Here is a 24,314-nt window from a genome sequence, read left to right as displayed (position 1 = left end):
GTGTCCTCGCCGTCCCGCCTCCAGTCCCTCGACAGCTGGTACTCCGAGGGGTGGAAGGGGCTGAACGTCGCCGTCCTCGGCCTCGGAGCCACCGGGTTCTCGGTCGCCGACACACTCGTGGAGCTCGGCAGCGAGGTGACGGTCTACTCCTCCGACGCCCCCGCCGACAGCGTCGAGCTGCTCGACGTGATCGGTGCCCGGTTCCTGCAGACGCCGCTCGACACCGTGCCGGACGCGCTCGTGCAGCAGGCACCCGACGTCGTCATCGTGTCGCCGGGACTGCCCCCGCACAACGCCACCGTGCGGTGGTCGGTGACGAACAGCACCGTCTGGGGCGACATCGAGCTCGCCTGGCGCGTGCGCGACAAGGTCGTCCGCGGCCCGGTCGCCGCCCCCTGGATCACGATCACGGGCACGAACGGCAAGACCACGACGACACAGCTCACGACCGCGATGTACGAGGCCGGCGGCCTGCGTGCCGTCGCGTGCGGGAACATCGGCGTGCCGGTGCTCGACGTCGTCCGCGACCCGGTCGGCTACGACGTGCTCGTCGTCGAGCTCTCGAGCCACCAGCTGCACTACGCGGCGACGTCCGGCGACGGTGCCGTGGTGCCGCTCGCGAGCGCCTGCCTGAACATCGCCGACGACCACCTGGAGTGGCACGGCTCCGCCGAGGCGTACCGCGCGGCGAAGGCCAAGGTCTACGAGCGCACCGTGATGGCGTGCGTCTACAACACCTCGGACGACGCCACCCGGCAGATGGTGCAGGAGGCCGACGTGGTGGAGGGCTGCCGTGCGGTCGGCTTCACGCCCGGCGTCCCCGCTCCCGGCGACGTCGGAATCGTCGAGGACGTCCTGTGCGACCGGGCCTTCAACGAGGACCGTCGCAACAGCGCGCTCGAACTGTCCACCATCGCCGACCTCGAGGCCGCCGGGCTCGCCAGCCCGCACATGACCATGAACGTCCTGGCCGCCGCTGCACTGGCCCGTGCCGGCACCGTCCAGCCGAGCGCCATCCAGTCGGCCGTCCGGGCGTTCCGCGCCGACCACCACCGCACCGAGCTCGTGGCCCAGGCGGACGGCATCACCTGGGTCGACGACTCCAAGGCCACGAACCCGCACGCCGCCACCGCGTCGCTCGCGTCGTTCGACACCGTCGTGTGGATCGTCGGTGGCCTGTTCAAGGGCGTCGACGTCGACGGTCTGGTCGAGCGCTTCGGCCCCGGCGTCCGCGCCGTCGTGGTGATCGGCACCGACCGGACCCCGGTCCTCGAGGCATTCGCGCGACACGCGTCCACGGTCCCGGTGCTCCAGGTGGAGACGACGGACACTGATCAGGTCATGCGCGAGGCGGTCCGGCATGCCGCATCGGTCGCGAGGCCGGGCGACACCGTCCTCCTCGCCCCGGCGGCGGCGTCGTTCGACCAGTTCGGCTCCTACGCCGACCGGGGGCAGCGTTTCGCGGCCGCGGTCAACGAGCACCTGGGAGGAGAAGTCGATGGCGACGACACCGACGGATCTTCCGAACAGCCGTAACGGCCGGACCGCGTCGACCCCACGACGGACCAACGGCGCGATCGTCGCCGTCAAGAACGTCTTCGTCGCGGAGTCCAGCACCTTCTACACGATCCTCGGCGTCACGCTGTTCCTCGTCGTCTTCGGCGTCGTGATGGTGCTGTCCTCGTCGAGCGTCGAGGAGTACGCGGCGACCCACGACTTCTTCGGGGCGGCGTCCCGTCAGGGCCTGTACGCCGTGCTCGGCGTGCCGCTCATGCTCATCGCCAGCCGGGTCCCGACCCGGATCTGGCGGAAGTGGGCGATGCGTCTGCTCGGTGCGGCGCTCGTGCTGCAGCTGCTCGTGTTCACCCCGCTCGGCATCGACATCCAGGGCAACCGGAACTGGATCGAGCTCGGGTCGTTCACCGCGCAGCCGTCCGAGGTCGTGAAGCTCGGCCTGGTGCTCGGCATCGGCGCCATCATCTACGTCAAGCGGGACAAGCTCGACGACTGGAAAGAGGTGTTCATCCCGATCGGGATCGCCTCGATGCTCTCCCTCGGGCTCGTCGTCCTCGGGGGTGACCAGGGCACCGCGATGGTCATGCTCATACTGGTGTTCGGCGCGCTGTACATCGGCGGCGTCCGCGCCCGGCACCTGCTCGTCGGCCTCGGTGCGTTCGCCGTGATGCTGCCCTTCGTGACGATGGCCTCGGCATCTCGCTCGACCCGCATCAGCGCCTGGCTGTCCGGGTGCACCGACACCAGCCAGTACCAGGACATCTGCTGGCAGCCCGTGCACGGCATGTGGGCGCTCGCGTCCGGCGGCGTGTTCGGCGTCGGCCTCGGCAACTCGAAGGCGAAGTGGTCGTGGCTGCCCGAGGCGGACAACGACTACATCTTCGCGATCATCGGCGAGGAGCTCGGCCTGGTCGGCGCCGTCGTGGTGCTCAGCCTGTTCGTGGTGCTCGCCGTCGGCATGATCAAGATCATCCGGCAGTCCCGCGACCCCTTCGTGAAGACGGTCACCGGTGGCATCCTCGCGTGGATCATCGGCCAGGCGCTCATCAACATCGCCGTCGTGCTCGGACTGCTGCCCGTGCTCGGTGTGCCCCTGCCACTCATCTCGGCCGGTGGTTCGGCCCTCATCATGACCCTGGTGGCGATCGGCGTCGTGCTCTCCTTCGCCCGTGACCTGCCCGGCAAGAACGACCCCGGCCTGACGAACGCCCCACTCGGCCGGACCTCCACGAACGGATCACTGCGGTGAGCAAGTACCTCTTCGCCGGCGGCGGCACCGCCGGCCACGTCAACCCCCTGCTCGCGGTCGCCGACCGGCTGACCGAGCGGGAGCCCGGCGCCGAGGTGCTCGTGCTGGGTACCGCCGAGGGCCTGGAGTCCCGCCTCGTCCCGATGCGCGGCTACGAGCTCCTGACGATCCCGCGCCTGCCGTTCCCGCGGAAGCTGAACGGCGCGGCCCTGCGCTTCCCGCAGCGCTTCGCGGCGGCGGTCAAGCGGACCGAGCAGATCATCCGCGACCACGAGATCGAGGTGGTCCTCGGCGTCGGTGGCTACGCGGCCGCTCCGGCGTACATCGCCGCGCGCCGCACCGGCACCCCGATCGTCGTGCACGAGCAGAACGCCAAGCCCGGGCTCGCGAACCGCCTCGCCGCCTTCCTCACCGAGCACGTCGGCCTGACCTTCTCGAACACGCGCCTGCGCCACGGCCGCGTCGTCGGCATGCCGCTCCGTCGCGAGATCGAGTCGCTCGACCGCCGTGCCGTCCGGGCCGAGGGGCTCGCCGAGTTCGGGCTCGACCCGGACCGGCCCGTGCTGCTCGTGACCGGTGGCTCCTCGGGTGCGCGGAGCATCAACCGGACGATCAACAAGTCCGCCGCCACGATCGTGGGCGCCGGCTGGCAGGTCCTGCACGTCGTGGGTGCCGCGTCGGACATCGGCCCGAGCGACCTCGAGGGCTACCACGTGCTGCCCTACTGCGACCGGATGGACCTGGCGTACGCGGCGAGCGACTTCGTCGTGTCGCGTTCGGGTGCCGGCATGGTGTGCGAGCTGACCGCCGTCGGGCTGCCGAGCGTGCTCGTGCCGTACCCGGTGGGCAACGGCGAGCAGCGCCACAACGCGAAGGACGTCGTCGACGCCGGGGGAGCCGTCCTGGTGGCCGACGGGGAATTCGACCAGGACTGGGTGACGTTCCAGCTGCTGAGCATCCTGCAGGACCGCTCCCGCATCGCGGACATGACCGTGCGGGCGGGCAGCGTCGGCCACCGCGACGGCGCCGACCGGATGACCGACCTGGTCCTCGACGCCGCGAAGCAGGCCCCCAGCACCACGGAGGAACGATGACCATCAAGCCGGACCTGACCCAGCCGATCCCGGACGACTTGGGCACGGTGCACTTCGTCGGCATCGGCGGCGCCGGCATGAGCGGGATCGCCAGGATGTTCCTCGCCGCCGGACACCGCGTGACGGGCAGCGACTCCCGCGAGACGGAGACGACCGGCACGATGCGCGACCTCGGCGCGACCGTGCACATCGGTCACGACGCGGCGAACGTCGGCCAGGCCGACACCATCGTCGTCACGAGCGCCCTCTGGCCCGACAACCCCGAGCTCCTCGAGGCGCAGCGCCGCGGTCTGCCGGTGCTCCACCGCTCACAGGCCCTCGCCGCCCTGATCGCCGAGCACCGCCTCGTCGCGGTCGCCGGTGCGCACGGCAAGACCACCTCGACCGGCATGATCGTCACGGCGATGGTCGAGCTCGGCCTCGACCCGAGCTTCGTCAACGGCGGCGTCATCCAGTCCCTCGGCACGAGTTCGGCCCCGGGATCCAGTGACCTGTTCGTGGTCGAGGCCGACGAGTCCGACGGCTCGTTCCTGCTCTACGACGTCGCCGTGGCCCTGGTCACCAACGTCGACGCCGACCACCTGGACCACTACGGCAGCGAGGAGGCCTTCACCGAGGCCTTCGTCGAGTTCGCCGCGAAGGCGAGCGAGCGCGTCGTCATCTCGAGCGACGACGCCGGTGCGAAGACGGTCACGGCCGGCATCCGCCAGCGCGTCGACGCCCCCGAGATCGTCACGTTCGGCGAGGCCGTCGACGCGGACGTCCGCATCGAGGGCATCACCGAGTCGGCCGGCGTCGAGGTCGACTTCCGCGCCGGTGGCGAGGCGTACCACCTGACCCTCCGCGTGCCCGGCCGGCACAACGCGATCAACGCCGTCGGGGCCTTCGCGGTCCTGACCGGTCTCGGCGTCGCCCCGGCCGACGCGATCCGCGGGCTCGAGGCCTTCGGCGGCACGCAGCGCCGCTTCGAGCTGCACGGCGTCGAGCGCGGGGTCTCGGTCTACGACGACTACGCCCACCACCCGACCGAGGTCGCCGCGGCGCTCAAGGCCGCCCGCAACGTCGTCGGCGACGGCCGCATCATCGCGATCCACCAGCCGCACCTGTACTCGCGCACCCGCCTGATGGCCGGCGACTTCGCCAAGGTGTACGAGGAGCTCGCCGACCACACGGTCGTGCTCGACGTCTACGGCGCCCGCGAGGACCCGGAGCCCGGCGTGACCGGGGCCCTGGTGCAGGAGCGTTTCGCCGACCAGTCGCGCGTCGAGTTCCTGCCCGACTGGGACGAGGCGGCGGCACGCGCGGCCGCGGTCGCCCGTGACGGCGACATCATCATGACGCTCAGCTGCGGCGACGTGTACCGGATCATCCCGCAGGTGCTCGGCGCCCTGGGCACCGACGGAGCGTCGGCCCGGTGAAGCGCCCCGAGGGGTTCGACGAGGGGGACGCCCGCAGGGACGCCCCGGCCGAGGCCGCGGAAGCGCCCCGGCAGCGTCGTGGTCCCTCGAAGCCGCGGCTCCCGTTCCGCGGACGCGTCGCCGACGACCGGGAGGCCCGCCCCGCGTCCGCCCCGGAACCCCCGGTCGACGAGACGGTCGACCCCACCCCCGCGGTCCAGCCCGACGCCGACACCTCCGGTCCCCAGCGGGATCGTGTCGGCGCCTTCGCCGGTGCGGCCGGACGCCGCTTCGGCGCCGGACTCTCCACCGTGGCGGACCGCCTGCGCGAGTACACGCCGAATGAGGACCACCGGGACCCGGAGGCCGACCGCCGCGACGCGGAACGCCGAGCCGCCACGAGCGGTGGAGCCGACCACGACGCGACCGTGACCGACGTGCTCGACGCGACCGGTGCCTCCCGGACCGACCAGCACGCCGAGGCGCCCATCGGGGCGCGGGTGCGCGCTGCCGAGACCGCGCGTGAGGCACGCATCGCGAAGCGCCGACGCCGGTTGCTCGAGCGTGCCGAGGTCCGCCGGTTCACCCGGCGCAGCCGGCACCGTCGCGCCGCGTGGATCACGGCGGCGAGCGTCGTCCTCGTGCTCGGGGTCTCGATCCTCGTCGCGGTGTTCTCACCGCTGATGGCGCTCCGCACGATCGAGATCAGGGGCACCGACCGCGTCGACGAGTCCGCGCTGCGCCAGGCGCTGTCCGACCAGATCGGCACGCCCCTGGCCCGGCTCGACTTCGACGCGATCAAGCGGGACGTCGCCGGCTTCCCGCTCATCGAGAGCTACGTGACCGAGGAGGCTCCGCCGCACACGCTCGTCGTCACGGTGACCGAGCGCACGCCGGTGGTCGCGGTGCAGTCCGGCAGCACGTTCGACCTCGTCGACCCCGCGGGCATCGTCGTGCAGTCGTCGCCGAAGCGTCCCGCCACGATGCCGCTCGCCGACATCGGCCGGGCGCGCCTCGGTTCCGCGAGCTTCCGCACCATGACCGAGGTCGTGCTGGCACTGCCGTCGACCGTGCGGTCCCAGGTGACGCGTGTCGCCGGGTCGACGGCCGACGACGTCACCCTGACCCTCAAGGACGGCTCGACCGTCGTGTGGGGGAGCCCGGACGACTCGGACGCCAAGGCCGAACTGCTCGCCGCGCTGGTCAAGGACCACGCGGCGCGGAACCCCGGCGTCGTCGTCGAGTACGACGTCTCGGCACCGGACAACGGCGTGATCCGCGCCAAGGACTGAATTGCCGGACCTGATCGGCGACACGCGGCGTGGCGGGGCGACAGTGCGCCGAACGCACCCGTAGCGTCGAAGCCAGCACCACATCTACCAGCATTGCCCCTGAACTTCAAGTAGAGGTTGAGGGTTCGACCGGAGGCCTGACTGACGTGACCACGAACCACAACTACCTCGCCGTCATCAAGGTCGTCGGTGTCGGCGGCGGCGGCGTCAACGCCGTCAACCGCATGATCGAGCTCGGTCTCCGTGGCGTCGAGTTCATCGCGATCAACACCGACGCCCAGGCCCTGCTGCTCAGCGACGCCGACGTCAAGCTCGACGTCGGCCGCGAGATCACCCGCGGCCTCGGTGCCGGCGCGGACCCCGAGGTCGGCCGTCGTGCCGCCGAGGACCACGCCGAGGAGATCGAAGAGGCCCTGGCCGGCGCCGACATGGTGTTCGTCACCGCGGGCGAGGGCGGCGGCACCGGCACCGGTGGCGCACCGGTCGTCGCACGCATCGCGAAGTCCATCGGCGCACTGACCATCGGCGTCGTCACGAAGCCCTTCAGCTTCGAGGGCAAGCGCCGCCAGTCGCAGGCCGAGAACGGCGTCGCGGGCCTCAAGGACGAGGTCGACACGCTCATCGTCGTCCCGAACGACCGCCTGCTCGAGATCAGCGACCGCGGCATCTCGATGGTCGAGGCCTTCGCCACGGCCGACCAGGTGCTCCTCGCCGGTGTGCAGGGCATCACCGACCTCATCACCACCCCGGGCCTGATCAACCTCGACTTCGCCGACGTCAAGAGCGTCATGCAGGGTGCGGGTTCCGCGCTCATGGGCATCGGGTCCTCCCGCGGTGCCGACCGTGCGATCAAGGCGGCCGAGCTCGCCGTCGCGTCGCCGCTGCTCGAGGCCTCGATCGACGGTGCGCACGGCGTGCTGCTGTCGATCCAGGGTGGCTCGAACCTCGGCATCTTCGAGATCAACGACGCCGCGCGTCTGGTGCAGGAAGCCGTGCACCCCGAGGCGAACATCATCTTCGGTGCGGTCATCGACGACACCCTGGGTGACGAGGTCCGCGTGACCGTCATCGCCGCGGGCTTCGACGGTGGCGAGCCGGCGCAGCAGCAGAAGGAACGCCGCTCGAGCTACGTCGACCCGGAGTCGAGCGCCGCGGCGCCCGTCGCCGCCTCGACCGGCGCGATCGAGGACTCGACCACGTCGAGCCCGTCCTGGGCCTCGCAGGAGCACCAGCCGCCGGTGCAGCGCGCCGCCGACCCGGCGTTCGACGACGACGACGAGCTCGACGTCCCCGACTTCCTGAAGTAACCCACCCTTGGTAGCCGACACGCGCCTCCCGTCCGCCTCGTCACCCGACGACGGACCGGAGGCGCGTCTCGCGTCCGTCAGGAGCGGCATCGCCGACGCGGCGCGCGCCGCAGGGCGCTCGCCCGACGAGCTGACGCTCGTCGTCGTCACGAAGTACCACCCGGCGTCGCTCGTCCGCGAGCTCGCCGCACTCGGCGTGACGGACGTGGGGGAGAACCGCCACCAGGAGGCGCAGGCGAAGGCCGCCGAACTGGCGGACCTCGGCCTGACCTGGCACTTCGTCGGGCAGCTGCAGTCGAAGAAGGCCCGGCAGGCCCGGCGGTACGCCGACGTGGTGCAGTCGCTCGACCGTGAGTCCGTCGTCGACGCGTTCGCCCCGACCGAGGCCGAGCCGGAGCCCCGGGTCATCGACGGGTTCGTGCAGGTGAACCTCACCGACGACCCCGGCCGTGGCGGGGTGCAGCCGGACGACGTCGAGGCCATGGTGTCGCGCGTACTGGCCACCGGGACGATCCGGCTGCGGGGTGTCATGGCGGTCGCACCCCTGGACGAGGAGCCCCGAGCCGCCTTCGCCCGACTCCGCTCGATCTCCGAACGGGTCGTGGCGCTCGAACCCGCTGCGACCGACATCTCGGCCGGCATGAGCGGGGACTACGCCGAGGCGATCCTCGAGGGCGCGACACACCTGCGGATCGGCACCGCAATCACGGGAAACCGGCCGCCCGCACCCTAGCCTCGTTGCAGGGCACCACGAGCACGAACCCCGGAGGAACCATGGCCAACCCGCTGAAGAAGACGATGGTCTACCTCGGCCTCGCCGATGAGGAACTCGACTACGAGGACGAGCAGCAGGCCGAGCCCGCGCGCCAGCAGGCAGCCCCTGCACGCCAGGCCGCAGCGGCTGCTCCGGCGCCCGCCGAGCCGCAGGAGACCCCCGCGGCGGCAGCAGCCCCCGCGGCCGCTCCCGCAGCCGTCCCGGCTCCCACCAAGACGCACACCCACCAGCGCGGCGCCCAGGTCACTCCGCTCCGCCGCTCGCACACGACCGCACAGAAGGCGACCCCGGTCCAGGAAATGAACGAGATCCTCACCGTCCACCCGCGCGAGTACAAGGACGCCCAGTCCATCGCCGAGAGCTTCCGCGACGGCATCCCCGTCATCATCAACCTCTCGCAGATGACCGAGGGTGACGCCCGACGCATGATCGACTTCGCCTCAGGGCTGTCGCTCGGTCTGTTCGGCAAGATCGAGCGCGTCACGAACAAGGTCTTCCTCCTGTCGCCGGCGCACGTCGCAGTGAGCGGTGAGCCCGCTGAGGTAGAGTCCGACATCGAGGCGAACTTCTTCGCCCAGTCCTGAGCCGTACCCGGCACACCCGCCCCTGAGCGTCGTCTGACGACGCTCGCCCGAGACGAGCGAGCCCCATCGTGTCCGTGATCCTAGGGATCATCTCCCTCGCGTTGCTCCTGTACTTCTTCGTGATGTGGGGGCGGTTCGCGCTCGACCTCGTGCAGAGCTTCAACCGTTCCTGGCGTCCGCGCGGGGGCATGCTCGTGGTGTCCGAGTTCGTCTACACGATCACGGATCCGCCCATCCGAGCGGTGCGACGGGTCCTCCCGCCGCTCCGCCTGGGGCCGGTGGCGCTCGACTTCGGCTGGACGATCGTGATGCTCGTCGTCATCATCGCCCGGTTCGTGGTCGCCGCCCTGGCACGCGGTATCTGAGCGGACTCCCGTCCGCGACACGCGCCACGCCAGGCGCGCGGCACGGTTCCTCCCCATCGTCGGTGTACGGTGGTCGGGATCGATGCCCGCTCCGGTGGCGCATCCGCACCGCACGGTACGACTGGTACATTCGGTCGCACCGCACGCGGTTCCACACGTTCAGCAGTTCTATTGAGGTGACGGCAATGGCTTTGACGCCGGAAGACGTAGTCAACAAGCGGTTCCAGCCGACGAAGTTCCGCGAGGGCTACGACCAGGACGAGGTCGACGACTTCCTCGACGAGGTCGTGGTCGAGCTCCGTCGCCTGACCGCGGAGAACGACGAGCTCCGCCAGCGCCTGCAGGCGGCCGAATCGGCCCCGCAGTCGGCGAAGGCCGAGCAGCCCGCTCCCGCAGCCGAGCCGGAGCCCACCCCGGCCCCGGTCGAGGCAGCACCGGAGCCCGCTCCGGTCGCCGCGGCGGCACCGACCACCACGGTCCCCGCCGACGAGGACACCGAGGGCACCACGAACCTCCTGACCCTGGCGCGTCGTCTCCACGAGGAGCACGTCCGCGAGGGCATCGAGAAGCGCGACGCGCTCATCGCCGAGGGCACGGCCCAGGCCGCTCGCCTGGTCTCCGAGGCCGAGGCGAAGCAGCGCCAGATCATCGCCGACACCGAGAACACGAACCGTCAGCGTGTCGCGGTGCTCGAGCAGGAGCAGCGCCAGCTCGAGGGCAAGATCGACGAGCTCCGGACCTTCGAGCGCGATTACCGTGCGCAGCTCAAGAGCTACATCCAGGGGCAGCTCTCCGAGCTCGACTCGGGCGAGCAGTCCGGTCTCACCCCGGCGCCGGCTTCGGCGCAGGGCTTCGGCAACTGACGTTGTCGCGACCAGCATCACGAGCGAAGGTCAGTGTCCGCGCGATCGCGGCACTGGCCTTCGCCGCTGTCGTGGTGGTGGCGTTCGACCAGGTCGCCAAGACGCTGGTCGTCGCGAACCTGCCGTACGGCACCCCCGTCCCGGTCCTCGGCGGTGCGTTGCAGTTCCTGTACGTCCGGAACCCGGGGGCCGCGTTCTCGTTCGCGGTGAACATGACCTGGGTGTTCTCGGTCATCTCGGCCGCGGTCGTCGTCGCGATCATCGTGTACTCGCGTCGCATCCGGTCGATGTGGTGGGCCATCGTGCTCGGCATGCTGCTCGGCGGCGCGCTGGGCAACCTGCTCGACCGGCTCTTCCGTGAGCCCGGCTTCGGCCGGGGGCACGTCGTCGACTTCATCTCGACGCCGTGGATGATGCCGGCGATCTACAACGTCGCCGACTCCTTCATCTGCATCAGCATGGTGGTCTTCGTGCTACTGGTGATCCTCGGGGTGAACCTCGACGGCACCCGCACGCTCCCGGCCAAGCGCCAGGCGCAGCTCGACGCGGCGCAGCCGGTCGACGCGGCGCAGCCGGTCGACGCGGCGCAGCCGCTCGACGGTGGGGCCGCGTTCTCGTCGGCTGATGCGGCGTTCGACGAGCCGACCCGCGCCTCCAGGCCGGAGGACCGCGACCGTCGCGACACGCTGGGCCACGACGCCACGTGAGCGAATCGCGTGCTCTTCCCGTCCCCGACGGGCTCGCCGGTGAGCGCGTCGACGCCGCCATCGCGAAGCTCCTCGGCTTCAGCCGGTCGTTCGCTGCCGACGTCGTCGCCGCCGGGGGTGTCCGCGTCGACGGGGTTCCCGTCGACAAGTCGGACCGTCTGCATGCCGACTCCTGGCTCGAGGTCGAGTGGACCCCGAAGGAGCCGCCGCGCATCGTGCCGGCGGCCGTGCCGGGCATGACGATCGTGCACGACGACGAGGACATCGTCGTCGTGGACAAGCCCGTCGGCGTCGCTGCGCACCCCTCGCCGGGGTGGGACGGGCCGACCGTGCCCGGGGGACTCGCCGCCGCCGGCTTCACGATCGCGACGTCCGGTGCCGCCGAACGCGCCGGGATCGTGCACCGCCTCGACGTCGGGACCTCGGGCCTGATGGTGGTCGCGAAGACCGAGCTGGCGTACACGCACCTGAAGCGGGCGTTCAAGGAGCGCACGGTCGAGAAGGTGTACCACGCGCTCGCGCAGGGCCACCCCGACCCGACCTCGGGCACGATCGACGCGCCGATCGGCCGGCACCCGTCGAGTGACTGGAAGTTCGCGGTCACGTCAGAGGGCAAGCCGAGCGTCACCCACTACGAGACGCTCGAGGCCTTCCGCTCGGCCACCCTGCTCGAGGTGCACCTGGAGACCGGGCGCACCCACCAGATCCGGGTGCACATGGCGGCGACACGCCACCCGCTCGTCGGGGACACGATGTACGGCGCCGACCCGGTGCTGGCGGCCGAGCTCGGGCTGACGCGCCAGTGGCTCGACGCCGTCCGGCTGGGCTTCGACCACCCCCGCACGGGCGAGTGGGTGTCGTTTGAGGCGCAGTACCCGGACGACCTGCAGGCAGCGCTGGAGCAGATCCGGAGCGCGTCGCTCTGACGCGCCCGGCTGTTTGCGCCGAGTGGTCACGAACCGTCGGCTGGGTCGCCGCCGGGCGACGGGTTCCGTACCTGCCGCGGCCCGCGGCCGGTGTCCCTTGCCCGCTCGGCGGCGCGCCCCGCGCGTGTCCCGACCCGCTGCCGGTCTGAAGGCACGGTGCGGGGCAGCGCCGCGCCTCCAGGCCGCCGCGCCCGGCCGTAAACGCCGAGGGGTCACGAACTGTGGGCGGGGAGGCCGCCAGGCGACACTTTGCGCGCCCGCCGCGGCTCGCGTGCGGCATGTCCTGACCGCTAGGCGGCGCGCCCCGCGCGTGTCGCGTCCCGCTGCCGGCCTGGAGGCGCGGTGCGGGGTCGCCACGCGCCTCCAGGCCGCCGCGCCCCGCCGTTTGCGCCGAAGGGTCAGGAACGGTCGGTTGGGAGGCCGCCAGGCGACGGGTTCTGTACCCGCGGCGGCCCCCGCGCAGCGTGTCCTGACCGCTGGGCGGCGCGCTCCGCGCGTGTCGCGTCCCGCTGCCGGCCTGGAGGCGCGGTGCGGGGTCGCCACGTGCCTCCAGGCCGCCGCACCCCGCCGTTTGCGCCGAAGGGTCAGGAACGGTCGGTTGGGAGGCCGCCAGGCGACGGGTTCTGTACCCGCGGCGGCCCCCGCGCAGCGTGTCCTGACCGCTGGGCGGCGCGCCCCGCGCGTGTCGCGACCCGCTGCCGGCCTGGAGGCGCAGTGCGGCCCCGCCCCGCGCCTCCAGACCGCCCCGACGCGCGCGGGAATGTGGGCGGCCGCGGTTAGGCTGTTCCCACCCCGCAGCACACCGTACGAACCGGAGGTTCCGTGTCGGATTCCGACTCCTTCGTCCACCTGCACGTGCACAGCGAGTACTCGATGCTCGACGGTGCCGCCAGGCTCTCCGACCTCGTGGCGGAGACCGCCGCGCAGGGGATGCCCGCCGTGGCGGTGACCGACCACGGCAACATGTTCGGCGCCTTCGAGTTCTGGAAGGCCGCCAAGGCCGGTGGCGTCAAACCGATCATCGGGACCGAGGCGTACATCACGCCCCGCACGCACCGTTCGGACAAGACCCGTGTGCGCTGGGGTGACGGTGGTGGCGACGACGTGTCCGGCGCCGGCTCGTACACGCACATGACGATGTTCGCCGAGAACACGACGGGCATGCACAACCTGTTCCGGCTGTCGTCCAAGGCGTCGCTCGAGGGCTACTACTTCAAGCCCCGCATGGACATCGAACTCCTGCAGGAGTACCACGAGGGCATCATCGCCACCACGGGCTGCCCCTCGGGGGAGATCCAGACGCGCCTGCGTCTCGGCCAGTACGACGAAGCAGTGCAGGCGGCCGCCGACTACCGCGACATCTTCGGCAAGGAGAACTACTTCGCCGAGGTCATGGACCACGGCCTCGAGATCGAACGCCGGATCATGAGCGACCTGATCCGCCTGGCGAAGGACCTCGACATCCCGCTGGTCGGCACGAACGACCTGCACTACACGCACGCCCACGACGCCAAATCGCACGCGGCACTGCTCTGCGTGCAGTCCGGCTCGACCCTGAACGACCCGAACCGTTTCAAGTTCGACGCCGACGAGTTCTACCTGAAGACCCCGGCGCAGATGCGGCACGTCTTCCGCGACAACCTCGAGGCCTGCGACAACACGCTGCTCATCGCGGAACGCTGCAACGTCGAGTTCGACACCTCGGCCAACTACATGCCGAAGTTCCCGGTGCCCGAGGGCGAGACCGAGCACTCCTGGTTCGAGAAAGAGGTCGCGAAGGGGCTGGACTACCGGTACCCGGACGGCATCTCGAAAGAGGTCCAGGACCGCGCCGACTACGAGGTCGGCATCATCAACCAGATGGGCTTCCCCGGCTACTTCCTGGTGGTCGCGGACTTCATCAACTGGTCCAAGAACAACGGCATCCGCGTCGGTCCGGGGCGTGGCTCCGGTGCCGGCTCGATGGTCGCGTACGCGATGCGCATCACCGACCTCGACCCCATCCGGCACGGCCTGATCTTCGAGCGGTTCCTCAACCCGGACCGCGTCTCGATGCCCGACTTCGACGTCGACTTCGACGACCGGCGCCGCGGTGAGGCGATCAAGTACGTCACCGAGAAGTACGGGTCGGAGCGCGTCGCGCAGATCGTCACGTACGGCACGATCAAGGCGAAGCAGGCGCTCAAGGACTCCTCGCGCGTCCTCGGGTTCCCGTTCGGCATGGGCGAGAAGCTCACGAAGGCGATGCCGCCGCCCGTGATGGGCAAGGACATCCCGCTCACCGGGATCTTCGACAAGGACCACCCGCGCTACAAGGAGGCCGTCGACGTCCGCACCGTGGTCGAGACCGACCCCGAGGCGAAGACCGTCTTCGACACCGCACTCGGGCTCGAGGGACTGAAGCGTCAGTGGGGCGTGCACGCGGCCGGCGTCATCATGTCGAGCGACCCGCTGATCGACATCATCCCGATCATGAAGCGGGAGCAGGACGGCCAGATCGTCACGCAGTTCGACTACCCGGCAGCGGAGTCGCTCGGCCTGATCAAGATGGACTTCCTGGGGCTCCGCAACCTCACGATCATCAGTGACGCCCTCGACAACATCAAGACGAACCGCGGGACCGAGCTCGACCTCGAGAACATGGGTCTCGAAGACCCCGAGGCGTACGCGCTCCTGCAGCGCGGCGACACCCTCGGCGTGTTCCAGCTCGACGGTGGGCCGATGCGTGGCCTGCTGCGGCTGATGAAGCCCGACAACTTCGAGGACATCTCCGCGCTCATCGCCCTGTACCGCCCGGGGCCCATGGGTGCGAACTCGCACACGAACTACGCGCTCCGCAAGAACGGCGAGCAGCCGATCACGCCGATCCACCCGGAGCTCGAAGAGCCCCTCAAGGACATCATCGGCACGACCTACGGCCTGATCATCTACCAGGAGCAGGTCATGGCCATCGCGCAGAAGGTCGCGGGGTTCTCCCTCGGCCAGGCGGACATCCTCCGCCGCGCGATGGGCAAGAAGAAGAAGTCCGAGCTCGACAAGCAGTACGCGGGCTTCCAGCAGGGCATGAAGGACAACGGGTACTCCGACGCGGCGATCAAGACGCTGTGGGACATCCTGCTGCCCTTCTCCGACTACGCGTTCAACAAGGCGCACTCGGCGGCCTACGGTGTGGTGTCCTTCTGGACCGCGTACCTCAAGGCGCACTACCCGGCCGAGTACATGGCGGCGCTGCTGACGAGCGTCGGCGACGCCCGCGACAAGCTCGCCCTGTACCTCAACGAGTGCCGCCGGATGGGCATCAAGGTGATGCCGCCGGACGTCAACGAGTCGATCGGCTTCTTCGCCGCCGTCGGCGACGACATCCGGTTCGGCATGGGTGCCATCCGCAACGTCGGGTTCAACGTCGTCGACGACATCGTCAAGGCCCGGACCGAGAAGGGCGCCTTCGAGTCGTTCCACGACTTCCTGCGCAAGATCCCGATCTCGTCGGCGAACAAGCGCACGGTCGAGTCGCTCATCAAGGCCGGTGCCTTCGACGAGTTCGGCGACACCCGGCGTGCCCTGGTGGAGATCCACGAGGGCGCGGTCGAGGGTGCGGTGAAGGTCAAGCGCGACGAGGCCCACGGCAACGTCGGGTTCGACTTCGACTCGCTCTTCGCCGAGGCAGCGGAGGACGCCCCGAGCGCCGCGGTGTCGCAGGTGCCGGACCGTCCGGAGTGGTCGAAGCGCGACAAGCTCGCGTTCGAGCGGGACATGCTCGGGCTCTACGTGTCCGACCACCCGCTCGCCGGGCTCGAGATCGAGCTCGCGAAGCACCAGTCGATCACCATCGCCGACCTGCTGACGGCCGACGACTCGATCGAGGGCGAGACGGTCACCGTCGCCGGCCTGCTGACGAGCGTGCAGCACCGGGTGGCGAAGACGAGCGGCAACCCGTACGGCATCGTCGACATCGAGGACTTCGGCGGCCAGATCGGCGTGATGTTCCTGGGCAAGACCTACCAGGAGTTCGGCCCGTCCCTGGTGCCCGACTCGATCGTCGTCCTGCGCGGCCGCGTCAACGTCCGCGACGACGGCAAGGCCCTGCACGCGGTGAGCATGTTCCAGCCGAACGTCGGCGACGCGATGGGCTCCGGCCCGCTCACCCTGTCCCTGCCGGAACGCCAGGCAACGACGACCACGGTGACGGAACTCGCCGCCGTGCTCGGCCGCCACCAGGGTGACACCGAGGTCCGGCTGAAGCTGCTCAAGGACGACGTCGCGCGCACCTTCGAGCTGCCGTTCCCGGTGAACCTGACCCCCGACCTGTTCGGCGAGCTGAAGAGCCTGCTCGGACCCCGCTGCCTGGTGTAGGAGCGTCGACCATGGCCGGTCACCGGATCTTCGGGACGCCCGTCGCGGACGTCTACGGGCACTACCTGGCGAAGGTGGAGCGGAAGGGCCACACGAAGGCGGAGCTCGACACCGTCATCGAGTGGTTGACCGGCTTCGACGGCCCGGCGCTCGCGCAGCACCTGGCCGACCGGACCACGTTCGAGGACTTCTTCGCCGGCGCGCACCTCAACCCGAACGCCCCGCTCATCACCGGGGTGATCTGCGGGGTGCGGATCGAGGAGCTCGACGACCCGCTCATGCGGCAGATCCGGTACCTCGACAAGCTCGTCGACGAGGTCGCCAAGGGCCGGCCGATGGTGAAGATCCTGCGGACCGCGTGACCGACGGCCAGCCGGCACCGCACGTCCTGCGGGCGTTCGGCGTACACGGCCGGCCGCTCGAGCGCCTCGGCGGCGGGCGTGGACTCACGTGGCGCGCCGGGGACGTCGTCCTCCGCCCGTCCGGTGACCGCCTGGAGGCCCGGTGGCGGTCCGCCACGCTGGCGCGGCTCGTCCACACGGCGGGGTTCCGGACCCCGCGCCCGGTCGCCGCCACGCCCGGGGACTGGGTCGTGGACGCCAGCGCCGCCGCTGCCGCTGCCGGCGACGCCGCCGGCGACGCCGCTGGCGCTGGCGCTGGCGCCGGCGCCGGCGTCAGCACCGGCGAGGACGGTTGGGAGGCCTGGCGGTGGGTCGACGGTCGGACCGACCCCACTCGCGTGGACGACGTGATCGCCGCGGGCGCAGCGTTCCACCGGGCGATCGCCCATCTGCCACGCCCGGACTTCCTCGACGACCGCGACGAGCCCTGGAGCCGGGCGGACCGCATGGCCTGGGGCGGAGCGGCCCTGCCCGACGACCCGACGCTGGACCGCCTGGCCGCGACGTTCCGGCCGGTGACGTCCCCGTCGCACCTCGTCCACGGTGACCTGCTCGGCAACGTGCTCTTCACGCCGGGGGAGCCGCCCACGGTGTTCGACTGGGCGCCGTACTGGCGCCCGGCGGGCCTCGGCGCCGCGATCGCCGCGGTCGACGCCGTGTGCTGGCACGGGGTCCCCGTCGGTCGGCTCGGCGTGCTCGGCACCGGCGTCCCCGAGTGGCCGCAGCTGCTCGTCCGTGCCCTGGCGTTCCGGATCGCCACGCTGCACCTGCTCGACGCGTGGGACGCCGACCAGACGGTCCGCCACCGGCCCGTGGTCGACGCCGTCGTGCAGCACGCCGCCGGTACGCTGGAGGCCTCATGATGCAGCGAATCGACCTCCGCGGCGGCCTGCCCGCCCGTGCCGAACTCCTCCGACTCATGCCCCGTGCCGCGGGTGACGTGTCGCACGCGGTCGACGCCGCGCGCGAGTTGATCGAGGACGTCCGGCACCGTGGTGCCGCGGCCCTGCACGACCAGGCCGAGCGCTTCGACGGCGGGGCCCCCGCGGACGTCCGGGTCCCCGCTGCCGAGATCACCGCCGCCGTGGCCGGGCTCACCCCCGAGGTCCGAGCAGCCCTCGACGAGGCCATCCGCCGGGTCCGGGCCGCGAGTGCCGCGCAGATCCCCGCCCCGTCCGTGACGACCCTGGCCGACGGCGCCGAGGTCCACCAGCGCTGGCAGCCGATGCGCCGCGTGGGGCTCTACGTGCCCGGTGGCAAGGCCGTCTACCCGTCCAGCGTCGTGATGAACGTCGTCGCGGCCCAGGTCGCGGGCGTGCCCTCGATCGCCCTCGTGTCGCCGCCGCAGCGCGACCACGGCGGCGCGGTCCACCCGACGATCCTCGCCGCGGCGGGGCTGCTCGGCATCGACGAGGTCTACGCCATGGGCGGTGCCGGAGCCGTCGGCGCGCTGGCGTACGGCGTCGCCGAGATCGACCTCGAGCCGGTCGACCTGGTCACCGGTCCGGGCAACAACTACGTCGCCGCGGCCAAGCGCCTGGTGCGCGGGGTGGTGGGCATCGACTCCGAGGCCGGGGCGACCGAGATCCTCGTGATCGCGGACGACACCGCCGACGCCGGGTTCGTGGCCGCCGACCTCATCAGTCAGGCCGAGCACGACGAGCAGGCCGGCAGCGTGCTGGTGACGACGTCCGCGGCGTTCGCCGACGCGGTCGAGGCGGCCATCCCGGAACGCACGGCGGTGCTCGGGACGGCTGCGCGCCTCCAGGCCGCCCTGGACGGGCCGCAGTCCGCGATCGTCCTGGTGGACTCCCTGACCGACGCGGCGACCGTGAGCAACGCGTACGGGCCGGAGCACCTCGAGATCCAGACGGTCGACGACGACGCGGTGCTGGCCGACATCGACGCCGCCGGTGCGGTGTTCGTCGGACCGAGCACGCCGGTGAGCCTGGGGGACTACCTGGCGGGCTCGAACCACGTGCTGCCGACCGGCGGCCAGGCCCGCTTCGGGGCCGGGCTGTCGGCGTCGACGTTCCTGCGGCCCCAGCAGATCGTCCGGTACACGCCCGAGGCCCTGGCCGAGGTCGCCCCGCACATCGTCGCGCTGTCCACCGAGGAGCAGCTCCCCGCGCACGGGGCCGCCGTGACGGAGCGCACGAACCGATAGCCTGGGGAACGACATGTTCTGCCCCTTCTGCCGCCACCCGGACTCCCGCGTCGTCGACTCACGGACGAGCGACGACGGAACCTCCATCCGCCGCCGTCGTCAGTGCCCCAACTGCGGTCGACGGTTCTCGACCACCGAGACCGCATCGCTCAACGTCGTGAAGCGCAACGGCGTCACCGAGCCGTTCAGCCGCGACAAGATCGTCTCCGGTGTGCGCAAGGCGTGCCAGGGACGCCCGGTCACCGACGGTGACCTGGCCGTGCTCGCGCAGCGCGTCGAGGAGACCGTCCGGTCCTCCGGATCCAGCCAGATCGACGCGAACGACATCGGCCTCGCGATCCTCGCGCCCCTGCGGGAGCTCGACGAGGTCGCCTACCTGCGGTTCGCGAGCGTCTACCAGGCGTTCGACTCGCTCGAGGACTTCGAGGACGCCATCGGCCAGCTCCGCCGCGACCACCACGGGGCGTCCGACACGGCCGCCGGGTCGTCCGCACCGTCCGGCACGCGCGCGTGAGCGGCATCGCCGAACGGATCGTGCGCGGTGGCTACCGCGTCGTGTTCCGTTCCGTGTTCGCGAACATGGACCCGGAGCGCGCCCACCACCTGGCGTTCGCCGTCATCGCGGGGCTGCCCCGCGTGCCGTTCCTGAGCGGCGTCGTCGAGCGGTACTGCCGTCCCGCGGCGTCCGACGGCGTCACCACGATGGGCATCCACTTCCCGTCGCGCTTCGGCCTGGCCGCCGGGTTCGACAAGGACGCCCGCGGCATCGCCGGTCTCGGCCTGCTCGGCTTCGGCCACGTCGAGGTCGGCACCATCACCGCCAAGCCGCAGCCCGGCAACGAGCGCCCGCGCCTGTTCCGGCTGATCGGCGACCGCGCCCTGATCAACCGCATGGGCTTCAACAACCACGGCGCCGCTGCGGCCGCCCGACGCCTCGAGCGCGCCCGCCGCAACCCCGGCCGACCGGTCATCGGCGTGAACATCGGCAAGAGCCGGGTCGTCTCCGTCGAGGACGCCATCGAGGACTACCTCGAGTCCACCCGTCGGCTCGCGACGTTCGCGGACTACCTGGCGGTCAACGTCAGCTCGCCGAACACGCCCGGCCTGCGCGGACTGCAGGAACTCGACCAGCTCCGACCGCTGCTGTCCGCGGTGCGTGACGCCGCCGGCCGGACGCCGGTGCTCGTCAAGATCGCACCGGACCTGACCGACGAGCAGATCGACGCGATCGCGGGCCTCGCGGTCGAGCTCGGACTGTCCGGGGTGATCGCCAACAACACGACGATCTCCCGCGACGGCCTGACGGCCGATCCGTCCGACGTCGAGGCGATGGGTGCCGGGGGCCTCTCCGGTGCGCCGGTCGCCGCCCGCTCGCTCGAGGTTCTGCGTCGCGTCCGCGCCGCGGTGCCCGCCGACTTCTGCGTCATCGCCGTCGGTGGTGTGACCACCGAGCAGGACGTGCAGGACCGCATCGACGCCGGGGCCACGCTCGTGCAGGGCTACACGGCGTTCCTCTACGAGGGACCGACCTGGGCCGCGCGCATCAACCGGCTGCGCCGTCGGCGGCTGCGTCGCGCCGCGCGGTAGACGCGACCACCTGACGGACTGGAGGCCCGTGGCGACACCGCCACGGGCCTCCAGTGCGTCGTGTGGGTGCGCTCACGGCCGCTTCGTGAGCAGGAATGGGGGAGCGGGAACGACGAAGCGCCGCCCGGCAGGCCGGGCGGCGCTTCGTCGTGTGCGTGTGGCTAGAGCGTGGGGTACTGCCCACGCCGGACCTGGGGCTTCGGCAGCCGCAGGAAGCGCAGCTGCCACGCCCGCGTGAGGATGTAGAGGAACGTGCCGCGCTGGAGCTCGCCGAACTTGGCGGTGAGCTTGCGGCGGAGCGACAGCCACAGCACCACGCAGTCGATGATGAACAGCGCCACGAACGCCCACACCAGCAGGAGCGAGTAGGACGCGATCACGGTCTGCGCGGCCGCGAACCCGACGATCAGGAACAGCACGAGCACGGGCATCATGACCTCGCCGACGTTCCAGCGGGCGTCGATCCAGTCGCGGACGAAGCGTCGCTGCTCACCGCGGTCCTTCGCCGGCAGGTAGCGCTCCTCGCCGTTGGCCATGCCGACCCGGGCACGCTCGCGCTCCGAGTTGAGACGTGCGCGCGCAGCCTTCTTGTCGACCGGCGTGTTGCCGACGAGGGGGCGGCGGTTCGCTGCCTCTCGCTCGCGGCGGGACGGCGTGGGGCGGCCCTTGCCCTGCTCGAGGAGCTCGGCCTCGGTCGGGTTGACGGTCGTGTTGGTCTTGGGGGCTGCCTTCGCCACGGTGCGTTCCTAACGGCGGTGTGCGTGCGGGATCTCCTCTAGATTACCGGGCATGACCGACAGCGAACAGCACAGCCCCGCGACCGACCCCGCGCTCCTCGACGCCCTGCGCGAACACGTGCAGGGGGCACTGCCCACGACGATCGCCGACCTGTCCGCGCTGGTGCGCCTGCCGTCGGTGTCCTGGTCGGCCTTCGACCCGGCGAACGTGCGCGCGAGTGCCGAGGCCGTCGCGGACCTCGCACGGTCCACCGGGGTGTTCGGCGCGGACGACGTCCGGATCGTGCGGTCGGCGGTGTCCGGCTCGACGGCCGACGTCGCCGAGGCCGACGCCGAGACCGAGCTCGGCCAGCCCGCGGTGCTCGCGGTGCGCCCGGCGCGGAACGGCAAGCCGACGGTGATGCTCTACGCCCACCACGACGTGCAGCCGCAGGGCGACGAGGCCCTGTGGGAGACGCCGCCGTTCGAGCCGACCCTGCGCGGTGACCGCCTGTACGGCCGCGGCGCCTCGGACGACAAGGCCGGTGTGATGACGCACATCGCGTCGCTCCGCGCGGTGCACGCCCAGTTCGGTGACGACCTCGACCTCGGGATCGTGCTGTTCGTCGAGGGCGAGGAGGAGTTCGGCTCCCGCTCGTTCCGCACGTTCCTGCGCGAGCAGAAGGAGCACCTCGCCGCCGACGTCATCGTCGTGGCGGACAGCGACAACTGGTCGACCGAGGTGCCGTCGATCACGGTCTCCCTGCGGGGCAACGTGACCTTCAAGCTCACCCTGACCACGCTCGAGCACGCCAGCCACAGCGGCATGTTCGGGGGAGCTGCCCCGGACGCGATGATCCCCATGGTGCGGCTGCTCGCCTCGCTGCACGACGCCGACGGTTCGGTCGCCGTCGACGGGCTGACCTCGTACGAGGCCGACGTGCCGGAGCGCACCGAGGACGAACTCGCCGCCGACGCCGCGCTCGTCCCCGGTGTGCGCCCGATCGGCACCGGCGCCGTGCTGTCGCGCATGTGGTTCCAGCCGTCGATCACGGTGACCGGCATGGACGTGCCGAGCGTCGCGAACGCCTCGAACACCCTGCTGCCCACGGTCTCGGCACGGGTCTCGGTCCGCGTCGCCCCCGGCCAGGACGCCAGGCAGGCGTCCGCGGCCGTCGAGCGGCACCTGCGCGAGCACGTCCCGTTCGGCGCACGGATGGAGATCACCGAGCCGGACAGCGGCGACGGGTTCCTCGTCGACACCGCTGGCTGGGCCGTCCAGGAGGCGCGCACGGCGATGCGCGAGGGGTGGGGCGCCGAGGCGGTCGAGCAGGGCATCGGCGGGTCGATCCCGTTCGTGTCCGACCTCGCCGCGGAGTTCCCGGACGCGCAGATCCTGGTCACCGGCGTCGAGGACCCGGACACCCGTGCGCACAGCCCGAACGAGTCGCAGCACCTCGGTGTCCTGCACCGTGCCATCGCGTCGGAGACGATCCTGCTCGCCAGGCTCGCGACGCGCAGCTGAGGGTGCTTACAATCGACGCCAGGCGCGGTGACCAGCACCGCCCGGAGGGAGACGCGCGATGAGCGACACCATCACCGAAGCACCGGCGACCGAAACGCAGTCGCACGGCGTCCTCCTGAGCGACGCCGCTGCCGGCAAGGTGGCGAGCCTGCTCGAGCAGGAGGGCCGCGACGACCTGCGCCTGCGCCTCGCCGTCCAGCCCGGTGGCTGCTCGGGCCTGATCTACCAGCTGTACTTCGACGAGCGTCTGCTCGACGGTGACGTCACCGCCGAGTTCGACGGGGTCGAGGTCGTCGTCGACAAGATGAGCGTCCCGTACCTCGACGGCGCGACGATCGACTTCGAGGACACGATCCAGAAGCAGGGCTTCACGATCGACAACCCGAACGCGCAGGGCAGCTGCGCCTGTGGTGACAGCTTCCACTGATCACCAGCGATCCGACACGCGAGCGGCACCGAGCTGCGAGTAAGCTAGGAGTGTTCCAATCAAGCTGGGAGCCAGCCATGCGCCGCCTTCGTGCGGCTCGCCGTCGGACTCGACGGGCTGACCTCCTGAAGCTCACGTCTTTTGCGAGAGGTAACAGTGCGTTCGAATCGCCGTATACGTTGGGCGGCCGTCCCGGTGGCCGTCGGTCTGGTCATCGCACTGGCTGGCTGCACGCAGCAGCAGATGAACGGATGGCTCCCCGGCACGGAGGAGACGAAGAACGTCACCAACCACACGAGCCGCATCGTCGGCCTGTGGACCACCAGCTGGGTCGTTCTCCTCGCCGTCGGTCTCATCGTGTGGGGCCTGATCATCTGGGCAGCGATCGTCTACCGCCGCCGGAAGGGCCAGACCGGCCTGCCCGTGCAGATGCGGTACAACATGCCGCTCGAGATCTTCTACACGATCGTGCCGCTGATCCTGGTGCTGGGCTTCTTCGCCTTCACCGCGAAGGACCAGGCCGCGATCGAGAAGCCCTTCGCCGACCCCGACGCCACCGTGCACGTGTACGGCAAGCGCTGGGCGTGGGACTTCAACTACATCAACAAGGACAACCCCGAAGAGAGCGTCTACTACCAGGGCATCCAGGCCCAGGAAGAAGAGAACGCCAACGGGGCGATCGACGAGTCGCAGCTGCCGACCCTCTACCTGCCGAAGGGCAAGAAGGTCGCGATCGAGCTCTCCTCGCGCGACGTCGACCACTCCTTCTGGGTCATCGACTTCCTCTACAAGAAGGACATGCTCCCGGGCAAGACCAACTGGGAGTACTTCATCCCGGAGAAGCTCGGCACGTACCAGGGCAAGTGCGCGGAGCTCTGCGGTGAGTACCACTCGCTGATGCTCTTCCAGGTGAAGGTCGTCACGCCGGCGCAGTACCAGGACTACCTCGACACCCTGAAGGACCAGGGCAAGGTCGGTCTGCTCGGTGACGAGTACAACACCAACACCAACGAACCGAACAACAAGGCGCCGGTCGAGGCGTCCAGCGAGAACAAGTAGGGGCT

Annotated in this window: 22 protein-coding genes; 21 read left to right on the top strand and 1 reads right to left on the bottom strand. The window is 70.8% G+C overall.

The genetic code is table 11. The features are described from left to right. The 18 genes from murD to ABRP24_RS11900 all read left to right on the top strand — a co-directional run bounded on the left by murD (position 1) and on the right by ABRP24_RS11900 (position 20,582). Positions 1-1,536, top strand: a complete 1,536-nt coding sequence (gene murD, locus ABRP24_RS11985; RefSeq protein WP_027465247.1) for a UDP-N-acetylmuramoyl-L-alanine--D-glutamate ligase — start codon at positions 1-3, stop codon at positions 1,534-1,536. Next, positions 1,499-2,764 (top strand): putative lipid II flippase FtsW, encoded by a 1,266-nt coding sequence (gene ftsW / locus ABRP24_RS11980; RefSeq protein WP_232749389.1) that lies wholly within the window; start codon positions 1,499-1,501, stop codon positions 2,762-2,764. Before murD ends, ftsW begins: the two co-directional genes overlap by 38 nt. After that, positions 2,761-3,858 carry an undecaprenyldiphospho-muramoylpentapeptide beta-N-acetylglucosaminyltransferase gene (murG, locus tag ABRP24_RS11975; protein WP_173033332.1) on the top strand — a complete coding sequence of 366 codons (1,098 nt, stop codon included), beginning with the start codon at positions 2,761-2,763 and terminating at the stop codon, positions 3,856-3,858. The genes ftsW and murG overlap by 4 nt, the downstream gene beginning before the upstream one ends. After that, positions 3,855-5,276 carry a UDP-N-acetylmuramate--L-alanine ligase gene (murC, locus tag ABRP24_RS11970; protein ID WP_349848381.1) on the top strand — a complete coding sequence of 474 codons (1,422 nt, stop codon included), beginning with the start codon at positions 3,855-3,857 and terminating at the stop codon, positions 5,274-5,276. The genes murG and murC overlap by 4 nt, the downstream gene beginning before the upstream one ends. Beyond that, positions 5,273-6,547 (top strand): FtsQ-type POTRA domain-containing protein, encoded by a 1,275-nt coding sequence (locus tag ABRP24_RS11965; RefSeq protein WP_349848379.1) that lies wholly within the window; start codon positions 5,273-5,275, stop codon positions 6,545-6,547. The genes murC and ABRP24_RS11965 overlap by 4 nt, the downstream gene beginning before the upstream one ends. A 146-nt stretch (positions 6,548-6,693) precedes the next feature. Continuing rightward, on the top strand, positions 6,694-7,854 hold the full coding sequence (gene ftsZ, locus ABRP24_RS11960; protein ID WP_027465251.1) for a cell division protein FtsZ: 1,161 nt from the start codon (positions 6,694-6,696) through the stop codon (positions 7,852-7,854). Positions 7,855-7,861: 7 nt separating this feature from the next. Continuing rightward, the gene (locus tag ABRP24_RS11955) at positions 7,862-8,587 is read left to right on the top strand and encodes a YggS family pyridoxal phosphate-dependent enzyme (RefSeq protein ID WP_349848377.1); all 726 of its coding nucleotides are present in this window, start codon (positions 7,862-7,864) and stop codon (positions 8,585-8,587) included. Positions 8,588-8,628: 41 nt separating this feature from the next. Further along, positions 8,629-9,213, top strand: coding sequence for a cell division protein SepF (locus ABRP24_RS11950; RefSeq protein WP_027465253.1), 585 nt, complete (start codon positions 8,629-8,631; stop codon positions 9,211-9,213). A gap of 68 nt (positions 9,214-9,281) precedes the next feature. Continuing rightward, complete coding sequence (locus tag ABRP24_RS11945; protein WP_017886631.1) at positions 9,282-9,578, top strand: YggT family protein; 297 nt, start codon at positions 9,282-9,284, stop codon at positions 9,576-9,578. Positions 9,579-9,763: 185 nt separating this feature from the next. After that, entirely contained in the window at positions 9,764-10,441 is a 678-nt protein-coding gene (locus ABRP24_RS11940) for a DivIVA domain-containing protein (protein ID WP_349848374.1), read from the top strand. 2 nt (positions 10,442-10,443) lie between these two features. Then, the gene (gene lspA / locus ABRP24_RS11935) at positions 10,444-11,148 is read left to right on the top strand and encodes a signal peptidase II (RefSeq protein ID WP_349848372.1); all 705 of its coding nucleotides are present in this window, start codon (positions 10,444-10,446) and stop codon (positions 11,146-11,148) included. Further along, a complete protein-coding gene (locus ABRP24_RS11930; RefSeq protein WP_138803090.1) occupies positions 11,145-12,074 on the top strand; it encodes an RluA family pseudouridine synthase in 930 nt (309 codons plus the stop codon). Before lspA ends, ABRP24_RS11930 begins: the two co-directional genes overlap by 4 nt. Positions 12,075-12,947: 873 nt before the next feature. Beyond that, positions 12,948-16,427 (top strand): DNA polymerase III subunit alpha, encoded by a 3,480-nt coding sequence (dnaE, locus tag ABRP24_RS11925; RefSeq protein ID WP_071245757.1) that lies wholly within the window; start codon positions 12,948-12,950, stop codon positions 16,425-16,427. A gap of 11 nt (positions 16,428-16,438) precedes the next feature. Next, entirely contained in the window at positions 16,439-16,789 is a 351-nt protein-coding gene (locus ABRP24_RS11920; protein WP_214521248.1) for a DUF2200 domain-containing protein, read from the top strand. After that, complete coding sequence (locus tag ABRP24_RS11915; RefSeq protein WP_349848369.1) at positions 16,786-17,691, top strand: hypothetical protein; 906 nt, start codon at positions 16,786-16,788, stop codon at positions 17,689-17,691. The genes ABRP24_RS11920 and ABRP24_RS11915 overlap by 4 nt, the downstream gene beginning before the upstream one ends. Next, positions 17,688-18,995 (top strand): histidinol dehydrogenase, encoded by a 1,308-nt coding sequence (hisD, locus tag ABRP24_RS11910; protein WP_349848367.1) that lies wholly within the window; start codon positions 17,688-17,690, stop codon positions 18,993-18,995. Before ABRP24_RS11915 ends, hisD begins: the two co-directional genes overlap by 4 nt. Before the next feature lie 13 nt (positions 18,996-19,008). Continuing rightward, positions 19,009-19,509 carry a transcriptional regulator NrdR gene (gene nrdR / locus ABRP24_RS11905; RefSeq protein ID WP_027465260.1) on the top strand — a complete coding sequence of 167 codons (501 nt, stop codon included), beginning with the start codon at positions 19,009-19,011 and terminating at the stop codon, positions 19,507-19,509. Beyond that, positions 19,506-20,582, top strand: coding sequence for a quinone-dependent dihydroorotate dehydrogenase (locus tag ABRP24_RS11900; protein ID WP_349848365.1), 1,077 nt, complete (start codon positions 19,506-19,508; stop codon positions 20,580-20,582). Before nrdR ends, ABRP24_RS11900 begins: the two co-directional genes overlap by 4 nt. A 161-nt stretch (positions 20,583-20,743) precedes the next feature. On the opposite strand, the gene ABRP24_RS11895 is transcribed toward ABRP24_RS11900, so the two are convergent. Then, positions 20,744-21,319: a DUF3043 domain-containing protein gene (locus ABRP24_RS11895; protein WP_173033354.1), complete on the bottom strand. Its 576-nt coding sequence runs from the start codon at positions 21,317-21,319 to the stop codon at positions 20,744-20,746. 52 nt (positions 21,320-21,371) lie between these two features. Between ABRP24_RS11895 and ABRP24_RS11890 the strand changes: the two genes are divergently transcribed. From ABRP24_RS11890 to coxB, 3 genes are all read left to right on the top strand, one after another. Continuing rightward, positions 21,372-22,823 (top strand): dipeptidase, encoded by a 1,452-nt coding sequence (locus ABRP24_RS11890; RefSeq protein ID WP_301566646.1) that lies wholly within the window; start codon positions 21,372-21,374, stop codon positions 22,821-22,823. Between the two features lie 58 nt (positions 22,824-22,881). Then, a complete protein-coding gene (locus tag ABRP24_RS11885) occupies positions 22,882-23,250 on the top strand; it encodes an iron-sulfur cluster assembly accessory protein (RefSeq protein ID WP_035808216.1) in 369 nt (122 codons plus the stop codon). 156 nt (positions 23,251-23,406) lie between these two features. Continuing rightward, the gene (gene coxB / locus ABRP24_RS11880) at positions 23,407-24,309 is read left to right on the top strand and encodes a cytochrome c oxidase subunit II (RefSeq protein ID WP_027465265.1); all 903 of its coding nucleotides are present in this window, start codon (positions 23,407-23,409) and stop codon (positions 24,307-24,309) included. The last annotated feature ends 5 nt before the right edge of the window (positions 24,310-24,314 follow it).

This window comes from Curtobacterium sp. WHRI 8282 (genome assembly GCF_040223925.2).
Lineage (GTDB): Bacteria > Actinomycetota > Actinomycetes > Actinomycetales > Microbacteriaceae > Curtobacterium > Curtobacterium flaccumfaciens.
Note: the sequence above shows the minus strand (reverse complement) of the source record. Positions and strands in the feature narration are given on the sequence as shown.